Below are 12,738 nucleotides of genomic sequence, written 5' to 3'. Positions count from 1 at the left end.
CTTGTGTATTTTTCAGTTGGACATTGCCGCAACCATTTAGCTCAAAGGAAGCCCTAGTGAACAGTTCTGCCATCCGTCTCAATAAATATATCAGTGAAAGTGGAATCTGCTCTCGCCGTGAAGCCGATCGTTTTATCGAACAAGGCAATGTGTTTATTAATGGCAAACGCGCGCAAATTGGTGACACAGTGAGTCTTGGGGACAAGGTTAAAGTGAATGGTCGCGACATTGAACCTAGAGCCGAAGAGGACTTGGTCTTTATCGCATTAAACAAGCCAGTGGGGATTGTTAGTACTACAGAAAGCAGCGAGCGCGATAATATCGTCGACTTTACCAATCATAGTGAACGCATCTTCCCTATCGGCCGCTTAGATAAAGACTCCCAAGGCTTGATCTTCCTGACCAACAACGGCGATCTGGTCAATAAGATCCTCCGTGCGGGCAATAATCATGAGAAAGAATACCTAGTTACCGTCAACAAACCGATCACCGAGGCGTTCTTAACCGGTATGCGTGCTGGCGTCCCCATGCTGGGGGTGATCACCAAGAAATGTAAGGTCGAACAAGTCTCCACCTTCGTATTTAAAATCGTATTGGTGCAAGGGCTGAATCGTCAAATCCGCCGCATGTGTGAACACTTTAATTTTGAAGTCACTAAGCTTGAACGCCAAAGCATCATGAATGTCAGCCTTAAAGGCTTACCCTTAGGCGAATGGCGTGATCTAGATGATGATGAATTGGCGACCCTGTTTAAACTCATCGAAAACTCGTCATCTGAAGATAAGAAAGCCAGCGCCAAGAAGCCCGCTAAAAAGCCAGCGAAAAAAACCAACCGTGGTGCGCGAGATAAGATTGAAGGACCTGAGCACTTTATGCAGCATCATGGCGGCCAGAAACGTAAAAGCGCCGGCGGTAAAGCTGGCGCTAATAAAGGTAAGGCACCGAGACGACATAAGCGCTAATTTAGGTTAGCGCTTAATCTATCTAGTTACAGCTTGGTTATGATAGTGGCTGAGATCAGCAATATCTAAAACAGAAGTCGCAGTATCTTTGCCAGCAACACAGCAAGCCAACTAAGCCTTCACATATTACAATCAAAAAATAGGCTAGTTTGCTTGCGAACTAGCCTATTTTAGTTACGCTCAATTATTCTCCAGCCCAGTTGCTGTCTACATTTTCACCACGCACCACAGTTAAGCACGGCTTGCTCCAATTTGGTGAGCTATAAGTTTTCGGCAAAAATGTCACAAAAACTAAAAACACATTTATTCAACTTAAAATCAGTGACTTAGCTAAAACTTAAAAAGTTGGCACGGAACTTACATATATCTAAATAGGTAGTTGATAAAAGTTCAACATCTACAAATGAGAAGTGTTGGTTAAGGAGTCAATCATGAAAAATCTTACCCAAATTAGTTTACTGCTTCAGCAACAATGGCAATTTTTCACTCATCTAGGCATTAGCCAATGGGATATGGATTAACCAAGTATATCGCTAACGCAACAACTAAGGTCGATAAGAGTTTTATGAGGTGACAAGATGAGTCAATCAGTTCGTCGATGCATCAGCCCTAAAAAAGCACAACGCATTGTGGATGAGGTGAGAAATAACCAAGTAATGTCGGAAGTCGCAAGCAAGTTTGGCGTTTCAGACAACACGGTTTATCAACTCGTGAAGCAGAGTGAACAACAAGTCTCCCAAGGCAAAATGAGTAAATTGATGCAAGATATTAGTTTACGAGTGTGTAGGTTCAAACTGCTGAAACATTAATACGGTAAAATCGATTAAGTGTTAGAGCTACTCAGATTTAAACCTGCGAAGGTTAACAACAATAACAAGCATTTTTAGGAAGTAAGTGAGCGATTGTTAGAGGGCAGCATACATAATAGCCCATGCCAATAGGCGACATTCGATCATAGCAACCTTTTTTATCGAGATACTTTACAGGTGGTATCTTGAGGCGCACCCCCAAAGGCGCTTTTCGCCTGGTGAATGGCAGGATGCTCATTCATCAGGCTTTTTCTTTTTTTGCACGTCTCTATTTAATCTCACTCAATTTTTCTAACTCTGACAAAATAATTTGCCACCATTTAACCCTTTTTCTCGTTATCGGCGTTTAACCTGTACTAACAATCCATTTTTGGGAGTACACAATGCAGCAATCGATACCAACCAATTTAAATACACAAGCTAGCCTACCCCCTACCAATCGGTTAATTACCAGTGCCTGTGCTGCGGCATTAGCCCTGACAATATTATTTTCAGGCCCCATCAGCGCCAACGAAGTGAATTTTCCCCATATAGAAACCATAGGCAGCAGCGAAATTCAGATTGATGCCGATATGGCAGAAATCAATGTCGAAGTGATGGTGCAGGAACTCACACCTGTGCAGGCCAAAAACCAAGCCGATAAGGCAGTCGCTGATTTTATCGCTCGCCTCATTGACGAGGGGGTGCCTAGAACAGATATTCAAAGTGCCAACCTACAACTGAGTCCAAGGTATGTTTACGACACAGAAACCCGTCGTAATAACAAGGTGGGGTATAAAGCTAATCGCCAACTAACGATCACAGTCAACAAACTCGATATGCTCAACCAGATTTTAGATAACGCCTTAGCCGAAGGGCTCAATCGAGTTAACAATATCGCCTTTAAATCCAGTCAGCAGCAAGCCTTAATCGAAAAGGCACGACTGCTTGCCATTAAGGATGCTCAACAAAAAGCACAATCGCTGGCACAAGGGTTTGGACAACAACTTGGCGGTATTTGGAAAATCCGCTATTACGATCAGCGTCCTATACAATCCGTGATGTACCGTATGGAAGCTGCCCAGAAGGCCGATGTAGCGCAGAGCTATCAGCAGGCGCAGATCAGCATTAGCGATCGGGTTGAGGTCATATACCAACTGTCGCAATAGACTCGATTTATCCCAGCTTAATTATTCTGACTGGGATGATTTATTCAGCGAGGGCTTTTTAGCAAGCGGTTCGATAGCAGCAGCTTTAGCACAATAGAACCCGCACTATAGAAAACAGCACTATAAAAAAGGCTCAACCTAAGTCGAGCCTATTTTTTAATAGCGTCTAAACGAGCTTAACGGCGCTTTAAATAAGGGATTGCCAACAGAGCGATGCCCACCAACAAGAAAGGCACACTCAACATCTGTCCGGTGCTAATCGCCCAATCATGAGCATATTCGGCCTGCTTCTCTTTTATGAGTTCAATCGCGAAACGGGCGCTGAACACCAACACTAAAAACAGGCCAAATATCGCCCCCTGTTTCTGCTTCATCTCGGTGAAACGATAAATCAACCACAGGGTGATAAAAATCCCTAAGTAGGTAAAACCCTCGTATAACTGCGCTGGATGACGCGGCAGCATGTCGATACGCTGGAAGATGATCGCCCAAGGTTTATCACTAGGCACCCCTAGAATTTCTGAATTGGCAAAGTTACCCATTCGCACGAAAAAGCCAAAAATAGCGGTCGCGATGGCAAGGCGATCTAACAAGTACAGAAACGGTAATTGCACCTGTCGACGGTAATAATACAGGGCGACGATGGCACCAAGGCCGCCGCCATGACTGGCCAAGCCCCCTTCCCAAATAGCCAATATCTTCAGCGGATGGGAGAAGTAATAGCTGGGATCGTAAAACACCACATGGGCTAATCGGGCACCGACAACAATACCAATGGCACAATAAATCAATAAATTATCAAGGGAGTCGACATCCAGCCCTTCACGTACATAGATACGCTTCATTACCTGATAACCACTGGCAATCGCCACCGCAAACAACACGCCATACCAATGTATCTTTAACCCCATGAAAGAAACCATCAAGGGATCGATATTCCAGATAATGTGCTCCAAACCTTTTGCTCCATATTGTGCCAGCCATCATCAGTGCGACTCTATCAGCGCTGCAGACAGGCAAAAACTCTCGTATGACAGGCAGTTTTACGCGCTTCCCCAAGATTATTCAAGGGTTTGATGGTGATAAATCGCCATTTCAAGCGTAAATAAAAAGGCTGAGTTACCTTAGGTTACTCAGCCCTAGTATTGAACAATTTTGCAGACTTGAGAGCCGCTTACGCCTCGGCCAGTTGAGTAAACAATTGCGTGAACTTCTGTAAACCTTCCAACATCACCTCGTCGCTTATCGTTAGGGCTGGCAGAAAACGGATCACGTTGCCGTAGAAGCCGCAGGCTAATAGCACCAATCCATGCTCAGCCGCTTGAGCAATAATAGCTTGGGTTAAAGCACTATTTGGCTGATGTGGGTCGCCGTCGACAATCAGCTCCATCGCAATCATCGCCCCTTGATTACGGACTTCGCCAATCAATTGTGGATATTGCTGCTGAAGTGCGGTTAATTGCTCATTGAAAGTGGCGCCAATCTGCACCGCGCGCTGAACTAAGTTTTCCTCAGCCATCACATCCAATACGGCCAATGCGGCAACACAACCTACTGGCGAACCGCCATAAGTCCCACCTAGACCACCGGGTAATGGCGCATCCATGATCTCACTCTTACCGACCACGGCCGCGAGAGGAAAACCACCTGCAATGCCTTTCGCCATAGTGATTAAATCAGGTTCAACTTCAGCATGCATACAGCTAAACATCTTACCGGTACGACCAAAACCGGTTTGGATTTCATCCATGATCAGCACAATACCATGCTGATCACACAGTTGACGCAGCGCCTGTAAAAACTCGGCAGGAGCGGCATAGAAACCACCTTCACCTTGCACAGGCTCAACGATGATCGCCGCCACATCACAAGGCGCAATATCCACCTTAAACAGGTTTTCAATCGCCTTAAGTGAGTCTTTTACGCTGATATCATGCATCGCGATAGGAAATGGTGCGTGATAGATATCGCCAGCAAAGGGCCCAAATTGATGTTTGTAAGGACTGATTTTACCTGTCAAAGCCATGGTTAAATTGGTACGCCCATGGAATCCACCATTAAAAGCGATCACACCACGACGCCCCGTATAAGCACGAGCAATCTTGACGCAGTTCTCTACCGCCTCAGCACCTGTGGTGACAAAAATCGCTTTCTTGTCACTGTCGCCAGGGGCGATATTAGTAAGCTTTTCCGCTAATTCGACCGCCGACTCGTATGGGTTTACCATCACGCAGGTATGGCTGAAATTATCCAACTGTGCCTTAACCGCTTCAACCACTTTTGGGTGACTATGGCCTGTATTACATACCGCGATACCAGTGCCAAAATCGATATATCGCTTGCCTTCCACATCCCAAATTTCGGCGTTTTTCGCACGCTCAACATAAACTGGATAGGCATTACCTTGACCACGGGCAATGGCTTTTACCTTACGCGCTTGTAAATCTGCATTACTCATCTCTGACATCCTTAAAAGTGGCAAATTAGTTATCTAAACCGCCAAGACACAAATACTTAATTTCCAAATAATCATCTAGGCCATATTTAGAGCCTTCACGACCATTACCCGATTGTTTCACCCCGCCAAAAGGTGCGGCAGCGTTAGAAATAATGCCTTCGTTAACTCCAACCATACCGTACTCCAGCGCTTCACCCACACGGAAGATACGACCTATATCACGGGCATAGAAGTAAGCCGCTAAGCCATACTCGGTATCGTTAGCCATCGCAATCGCCTCAGCTTCGGTATCGAAGCTGATAATGGGGGTCACCGGGCCAAAAATTTCATTGCGGGCCAGAGCCATCTCATTGGTGACTCCAGTGACAATCACCGGCTCCAGAAAGCTTTCTCCCAATGGGCTACGTTCACCACCACTGATCACCTGGGCGCCAGCAGCCTTAGTTTCATCCACCAGCTTCAGCACATTGTCGACAGCATTTTTTGAGATCATCGGCCCGACAGTGATTCCATCGCCTAAGCCATCGCCCATCTTCAGGCTCGCCACAGCGGCACTGAACTTTTCGGTGAATTCCACCGCGACTTTGCTTTGAACCAAGATACGATTAGTACAGACACAGGTTTGACCCGCATTACGATATTTAGAGATCAATGCGCCCTGCACCGCTGCATCAATATCGGCATCATCAAACACAATAAAAGGGGCATTACCACCTAGCTCCATCGAGACTTTCTTTACACTGGTCGCACACTGAGCCAGTAAAATCTTGCCGACAGCCGTAGAGCCAGTAAAAGTAAACTTAGCCACATCGGGATGCTGAGTCAGTACCTTGCCCATACCGACGGCGTCTTCACCGACTACGATATTAAATACCCCAGCAGGGATGCCAGCTCGCTCGGCCAGTTCTGCCATTGCTAGCGCCGATAACGGCGTCAATGGCGAAGGACGCGCTACAAAAGTACAACCAGCACCCAAGGCTGCCGCCGCTTTACGGGCAATCATTGCATTAGGGAAATTCCACGGTGTAATTGATGCCACCACCCCAACAGGCTGTTTCAACACTAAGATACGTTTATCACTGGCAGGGGCCGGAATGGTATCGCCGTAGACACGCTTACCCTCTTCGGCAAACCAGTCAATAAAGGCGGCTCCATAGGCAATTTCACCTTTGGCTTCGGCTAGAGGTTTACCTTGTTCTAACGTCAGTAACCGCCCCAAATCCTCTTGATGTTCCATCATGAGGTTGAACCATTTACGCATCAAGGCTGCACGTTCGTTGGCAGACTTCTTTGACCAAGCAGGTAAGGCTCGCTTTGCCGCGATGATCGCCGCCTCAGTTTCATCACAACCGGCATCGGCCACTTGAGCAATCACCTGCTGATTAGCAGGATTAACTACGGCAAACTGTTTACTACTCTCAACCCAGTTACCATCGATATATGAGGTTAACTTGATCAACTGACTGTCTTTAATTCCCTGCATCATCACTCCAGACCCACTAGGGGTACCTTTACTGCTTACTTTTGTCTATTGAATCCTAAAACTATCTCAGGTTAAATACCAAATAATCAACGCAATGTTTTGTCGTGGTAAAACTTATGAGTAAGCAGTCAATTATTCCCAAGCCTGTCACTGAGTATGATCTAAGATTACTACGAATTTTTCGTACTGTAGTCGAAAATGGCGGATTCGCCGCTGCTGAAACCGAATTAGGCGTCACTCGCTCCACTATCAGTGTGCATATGGCTAACTTAGAAAGTCGCATGAAACTCAAGCTATGTAGCCGAGGTCGTGGTGGTTTTGCATTGACGGAAGCGGGGCAGGCTGTGTATCACGCCTGTATCGAACTGTTCGAGTCGCTTAATAATTTTTCTATGTTTGTTAATAACTTAGGTGAGGAATTAATTGGTGAGTTAGTGATCTTATGTGCCGATCAGCTCGATCACACCATGCAACAAAAACTAGCACAGGTGGTCGCCTATATTCATGCTCGCCAACCACAACTGCATCTCATCTTAGATGGAGAGGCCTTACATCATATTGAAAAGTCGCTGTTACAAGATAAAGCTCATATAGGCTTATTACCGAGCTACCAGCAGATCCAAGGTTTACACTATCAAACCTTGTTTAGTGAGCCTATTTATCTGTGTTGTAGCCAAGATCATCCCTATTTTAAACTTGAAGATGAGCAGATCAGCGCCGAAATGCTCGCTAAAACCCCTTCGATTCATCCTGGGATCGATATCGATCCTGAAGGTCGAGAACAATTAAAGCGCTTGAATCTATCGGCCAAAGCCTATCAGTTTGATACTCGTAAAACCTTAATCATGTCTGGCTGCTATCTTGGCTATCTGCCCCTAAGCTATATTCAGCAAGAGCTGCAAGCCAAGCAGATGAAAATCATCCATGGTGATGAAGCTAGTTATCAATTTAATTTGTCTATGGTGGTGAAGCCAAGCGCGCGTGAAAGCGCTAAAGTTGAGTTGCTACTAGCAGCATTTAAAGAGGTATTTGCGCTAGCGGAATAAGTGTTGTTACGGCGAAAAAAAGAAGACTCCACCCCCAATGGAGAGCAGGGAGCATGGGGGAAGAGTCTAAATCAATAAACCTAGTGCGGGTTATAGGCCACTAAGATTAAACTTATATTTCAAGTAGAAACGAGTATCTTGAAGATCTTCGCCCGTATCGAAATCAACGATAGCATGGCGAGCACGTACACTTAATCCTTTAAGTACGTTATCCAAGGCATAGCTTACTGAGAAATCCAGCTCGCTAAAGTCACTACCTGATGCGCTATCAGGAACATCATACTCACCATAGAACACGTAAGCATTTAGCCCCTTAACTCCAACATTGCTGAAGTCATAAGCGACTCGAGCGGCGTTTACTGTTTCTTCGCCCCGAGCCGATTGGTATACCTGCTGGATCACAACCTTGTCATCACCCCAAGGGGTTAAAACAGTGTCATCGCCCGTTTTGGCATACAAATATGTTAAGTTTAAACCTGAAAACATGACACCTAAGTGAGCGCCATATTGATAAGTATCTAGCTCGCCTGCGGTTTCATCACCAGAAGACTGCTGAGTTAAGTAAGATGGATTGAAATAAACATTCACATCACCCAATTGCTTAGAAAGTTCTAACTTTGCATAAGTTTGATTAAACACATCTTCCATGCGGTAATGCCACACGTTAGCCGATGCTTTCACTGCATCAAATGGCAGCTTATATTTAGCACCAAAGGCAATCACTGGATTATCTGCCACATCAGCAATCACACCTGCGCGAGCTAAATCGCCCTCAACCGCTTCTTTTACCGAGACAAAGCTTTCATCAGACCATCCCATTGAATCAGTGATGTACAACGCTGATAGGGTTAGGTTTTCAACGCTATTATTAACGGCAGAGAAGCCACGAAAAGTTCTAGGGATAGCACGAATATCATGTGGGTTCATCATCGGAGTACGTAGCTCTTGAGCACCATACTTCAACTTGGTATCAAACCATTCACCCTGAACAAAATACTCTTGTAGACGGTTGACACTATCATGAGCGCCAGTGCCATCACGACCAACCAAACCATAAACACTGGCTGAGTCGTCAATCCAAATAGGATTAGAAGATGCAAAGCTGGTACCGAAGCTGATGCCATTAACCGCTGCGGTATTGTAATAGAAGAGTCCACCGAAAGAGGTGTCATGTTTTGTGTTAGTTACACCATCGAAGTCACGAGTGAAATCATAAAGACGCATTTCGCCTCTAAGATTGCCTTCACTGAACATCTTATCGATTGTGGTATCAGCGACAGCTGGAATTGAAATAGCTGACATAATGAGAAGCGATATATATTTTTTTTTCATCATCTTATTCCCTTTCTCTCGATAAAGACTCTGAATAAACAGGGTCACGAGATCATCGTATTTTAATTGTTGCGACTTCAATGCTGTGAATATGACTCAGCAGAGTTAACGACAACTTACTTTTCAGAAGCGTTTTTGAAACATAACGCCCAACCATTTAACGTTATACGTCAAATGTACGATGTTTATATTTAACCGTATATTTAATCGACTTAGATCTGAAAAGTCGCTCACGAAAATATTTAAACTGGGGAAAGGATCACTTTTATGATCATTAGATGTTAATAATTGTTATCTTGGCTATTGAATTATTAACACAGACACTGCTAGGGAAACTGTAAGTAAATAATGCTCAATGCTACTCACTCGATTGGTTGCTATGGTATAATTTTGCTTCTCTAATTTATATGGAAATTGTCTTGAATCACTTTCAGCCGATCAAACAAGTTAAAGCCTCTGAAGAAGTCTCTAATCAACTTCACCAAGCCATTTTTCAAGGTCGATATGGTGTAGGTGATAAACTCCCCTCTGAGCGAGAGTTAATCGAAACTTTCCAAGTCAGTCGTACCGTGATTAGAGAAGCAATAAAACGATTAGAGGCAAAAGGGTTAATTGAAATTAAGCAAGGTGCCACTGGCGGCGCTTTCGTTAAAGAGTTCACTTTCGAACGCTTAAGCCGCGAATGTCATGATCTGTTTTTCTTGGGCAAGATGTCTTTTTCTGAGATCTGTCAGGCTCGACTGGCTATCGAACCCATGGTAGCAGGTCTGGCAGCCATTAATGGTACCGACGAGCAAATCCAAGCCCTCATCGAAGCCGACAATAATGAAAACCAAACCATTGAGTACCCAGAAACCGTCCAACTTCGCCAAAAAGTGCATTACCTCTTAGCAGACATGTGTCAGAACCGATTCTTGACGGCTATCGACAAATCATTGATCCAAATTGTCGCTAATATTACTCAAAAATTCCAACCCGATACCAACCTAATACACCCATTGGGAATGCACAAATCCATTATCGATGCGGTAGTCGCAAGAGATCAAGTTCAAGCAGAAATCGCCATGCGCGAACATCTCACTGAATTCATCTCGCGTCTGAAATTCATCGAAGATGAATATCGTCATCAGCATGAAGCTTAACTAGCAAGCGGCTTAAAACGATGCTAATAGTTCCTGGCTAAAGTCTTGTTCATTGACGGTTAAACCTAACGCGGTCAGTTTCTGCTGTATGGCCGCCAGTTCACTTTCGACATGACTTAAAGTCAGGGTATTATCATCTAACTGATACACTAGTTTCAGGCTGGTGTAATAGAAGTTCAATATAATCAACGCATTAATATTATCTTGTTCAGCCGCAGACTTAATTGAAGTCAGTTTGCGGTAAATTCGATTGTGCAGCACCTTTAAACGCGAGACGTAATAGATTTCTTTGAAATAGTCTCGGTGTCGCAACCGATAAACCGTCAGCGCCGAAATCGTAAATCCTAATAGCACGCCTAAGAAGTTGAGTGGCAAATTTCCCGTCGACTCACCCGAAACAATTTCGGTATTGCCAAAAAAGTGGATCAATAGCTGCCCAAACAACAGCGACAAGATAGCCAGGCTGGCAATAAATATACTGATAACGCGACTAAGATGCTGGCGGTAAACCTGCTTATCGATAGCAATTAACTTCATTTTCTCTCATAGAATAGTGCTGCAGCGGATACCTAGATTAGCACGCCACAACTTAAGCCGATGTTAATAGAGCAAACAAATATTTGTTTTCTATACTTAAGTCAATCATAAATTAAGCGAATCATATTTCAGCAACCGCTAAAAAGCGGACTTAGCTCAAAAATCACGAAAAAACATAAATAGAAGTAAAAACATCTAGACGTCTAAATTGACAGATAAATATCAATCCCATATCCTCTAACCTATAAAGATGACCCGTTGGCTTAACGACAAAAATAAGCTAACGAAATATTCCGGCAAGGAGGGCGTGGAAACCAATGGTTATATCGTTTTTACATTACGTGCTCAAAAGAGACGTTTAGCTTAAAGAGAGATCACTTTGACTAATTCAACCAGTGCCCCAACATCTGCAGCGAGTGTGCAACCCTCTTTTGTTGCCCTACTTCCGCTGTTTCTATTTTTAGCACTATTTATTGGTGCTGGCGTCTATTTCCAAAGCCAAGGAGTAGATTTTGCCTTCTATCAACTCCCCAGTGTGATCGCCATTTTACCCGCAATTATTTTGGCACTGATCATCTCTAAACAGAGGCTCAATCAGGGAATTGAAACCTTTATCTCAGGTATTGGTCACTCCAATATCATTGCCATGTGTCTTATCTACCTGCTCGCGGGGGCATTCGCCTCTGTAGCCAAAGCCACTGGCGGCGTTGATGCCACTGTCGCACTTGGTTTGTCTTTGGTTCCATCGAGCTTATTGCTGCCAGGCTTTTTCGTGATTGCCGCCTTTATCGCAACAGCTATGGGGACTTCAATGGGCACCATTGCCGCCGTAGCGCCAATCGCATTAGGTGTTGCCGACCAAGCACAGATCGATCTTGCTTTAATGGCCGGTGCGGTCATTTCGGGCGCCTTATTTGGTGATAACTTATCGATTATTTCCGATACCACCATTGCCTCGACCCGAACTCAAGGCTGTGAGATGAAAGATAAGTTTAGAGAAAACCTGATCTTTGCCATTCCGGCTTCCATTATCACCCTGGTGTTATTTACGCTTGCAGGCCAAGGCCAAGCCGACGTCGCGGCACCCGATATCGATTTTATTAAAGTGATCCCTTATCTCACCATATTAATTTTGGCGGTGGCGGGACTAAATGTCTTTGTAGTGCTGACACTGGGCATAGTGCTAGCCGGCGTGACAGGCCTAGCAACCAGTGATTACGGAGTGATTAAATTTGGCCAAGATATCTATGCTGGTTTTAGCAACATGCAAGAGATCTTTATCCTGTCGATGTTAGTCGGCGGTCTAGCGGCACTAATGCAACAACAAGGTGGATTAGCATTTGTTAGCAAGCAAATTGAAAAATTAATCATGCGCTTTTCAAAAGCCAGAGGCGATGCTTCTCCTCGCGCCGCCGAATTAGGCATGGCTGGCATAGTCGCGTTGACCAACACCTGTGTGGCTAACAATACCGTGTCTATCGTGGTTACCGGTGATATTGCCAAAGAATTAGCGCAAAAACATAAGGTGTCGCCTAAGCGCGCCGCCAGTATTTTAGATATTTTCTCTTGTATTATTCAGGGGTTAATTCCATACGGCGCCCAAGCCCTATTAATCGCATCAACCTTTAGCATCAGCCCTGTCGATGCCATTAGCCACGCTTGGTACTGTTTAGTATTGGCTCTTGTAGCAGTCGTGATAGTGACTCTGCGTAAACGTCACTAACTGTCGAATATCTGAAACAGACGCGCTCTTAGCGCCCTGTTTCATTTGTTAAAAATTTGAGTTTAATAATCGCTAAAATTCACTTAGACTGTAGCCAT

At 44.6% G+C, this 12,738-nt stretch carries 11 protein-coding genes; 6 read left to right on the top strand and 5 right to left on the bottom strand.

Annotated elements, in window-relative coordinates; translation table 11 throughout:
- Positions 1-56 precede the first annotated feature (56 nt).
- From rluF to L1D21_RS01665, 3 genes are all read left to right on the top strand, one after another.
- Positions 57-962: a 23S rRNA pseudouridine(2604) synthase RluF gene (rluF, locus tag L1D21_RS01675; RefSeq protein ID WP_239843492.1), complete on the top strand. Its 906-nt coding sequence runs from the start codon at positions 57-59 to the stop codon at positions 960-962.
- A gap of 578 nt (positions 963-1,540) precedes the next feature.
- The gene (locus tag L1D21_RS01670; RefSeq protein ID WP_239843491.1) at positions 1,541-1,771 is read left to right on the top strand and encodes a transposase; all 231 of its coding nucleotides are present in this window, start codon (positions 1,541-1,543) and stop codon (positions 1,769-1,771) included.
- A 383-nt stretch (positions 1,772-2,154) separates the two neighbouring features.
- Positions 2,155-2,919 (top strand): oxidative stress defense protein, encoded by a 765-nt coding sequence (locus L1D21_RS01665; RefSeq protein ID WP_239843490.1) that lies wholly within the window; start codon positions 2,155-2,157, stop codon positions 2,917-2,919.
- Positions 2,920-3,095: 176 nt separating this feature from the next.
- Here the strand turns inward: L1D21_RS01665 and lgt are convergent, their stop codons facing one another.
- From lgt to L1D21_RS01650, 3 genes are all read right to left on the bottom strand, one after another.
- Positions 3,096-3,875, bottom strand: a complete 780-nt coding sequence (gene lgt / locus L1D21_RS01660; RefSeq protein ID WP_239843489.1) for a prolipoprotein diacylglyceryl transferase — start codon at positions 3,873-3,875, stop codon at positions 3,096-3,098.
- A 218-nt stretch (positions 3,876-4,093) separates the two neighbouring features.
- On the bottom strand, positions 4,094-5,377 hold the full coding sequence (gabT, locus tag L1D21_RS01655) for a 4-aminobutyrate--2-oxoglutarate transaminase (protein WP_239843488.1): 1,284 nt from the start codon (positions 5,375-5,377) through the stop codon (positions 4,094-4,096).
- Between the two features lie 25 nt (positions 5,378-5,402).
- Positions 5,403-6,860, bottom strand: a complete 1,458-nt coding sequence (locus tag L1D21_RS01650; protein ID WP_239843487.1) for an NAD-dependent succinate-semialdehyde dehydrogenase — start codon at positions 6,858-6,860, stop codon at positions 5,403-5,405.
- Between the two features lie 116 nt (positions 6,861-6,976).
- Between L1D21_RS01650 and L1D21_RS01645 the strand changes: the two genes are divergently transcribed.
- On the top strand, positions 6,977-7,906 hold the full coding sequence (locus L1D21_RS01645) for a LysR family transcriptional regulator (RefSeq protein ID WP_239843486.1): 930 nt from the start codon (positions 6,977-6,979) through the stop codon (positions 7,904-7,906).
- Between the two features lie 90 nt (positions 7,907-7,996).
- Here the strand turns inward: L1D21_RS01645 and L1D21_RS01640 are convergent, their stop codons facing one another.
- A complete protein-coding gene (locus L1D21_RS01640) occupies positions 7,997-9,241 on the bottom strand; it encodes an OprD family outer membrane porin (RefSeq protein WP_239843485.1) in 1,245 nt (414 codons plus the stop codon).
- Positions 9,242-9,657: 416 nt separating this feature from the next.
- On the opposite strand from L1D21_RS01640, the gene L1D21_RS01635 reads away from it, so the two are divergent.
- Positions 9,658-10,380 carry a FadR/GntR family transcriptional regulator gene (locus L1D21_RS01635; protein ID WP_239843484.1) on the top strand — a complete coding sequence of 241 codons (723 nt, stop codon included), beginning with the start codon at positions 9,658-9,660 and terminating at the stop codon, positions 10,378-10,380.
- A gap of 12 nt (positions 10,381-10,392) precedes the next feature.
- On the opposite strand, the gene L1D21_RS01630 is transcribed toward L1D21_RS01635, so the two are convergent.
- Positions 10,393-10,917 (bottom strand): DUF3087 family protein, encoded by a 525-nt coding sequence (locus L1D21_RS01630; RefSeq protein ID WP_239843483.1) that lies wholly within the window; start codon positions 10,915-10,917, stop codon positions 10,393-10,395.
- Positions 10,918-11,296: 379 nt separating this feature from the next.
- On the opposite strand from L1D21_RS01630, the gene L1D21_RS01625 reads away from it, so the two are divergent.
- On the top strand, positions 11,297-12,640 hold the full coding sequence (locus tag L1D21_RS01625) for a Na+/H+ antiporter NhaC family protein (protein ID WP_239843482.1): 1,344 nt from the start codon (positions 11,297-11,299) through the stop codon (positions 12,638-12,640).
- Positions 12,641-12,738 lie beyond the last annotated feature (98 nt).

This window comes from Shewanella sp. Isolate11 (genome assembly GCF_022398315.1).
Classification (GTDB): Bacteria; Pseudomonadota; Gammaproteobacteria; order Enterobacterales; family Shewanellaceae; genus Shewanella.
The sequence above is the reverse complement of the archived record's forward strand: the minus strand, read 5'-3'. Positions and strand labels throughout refer to the sequence as shown.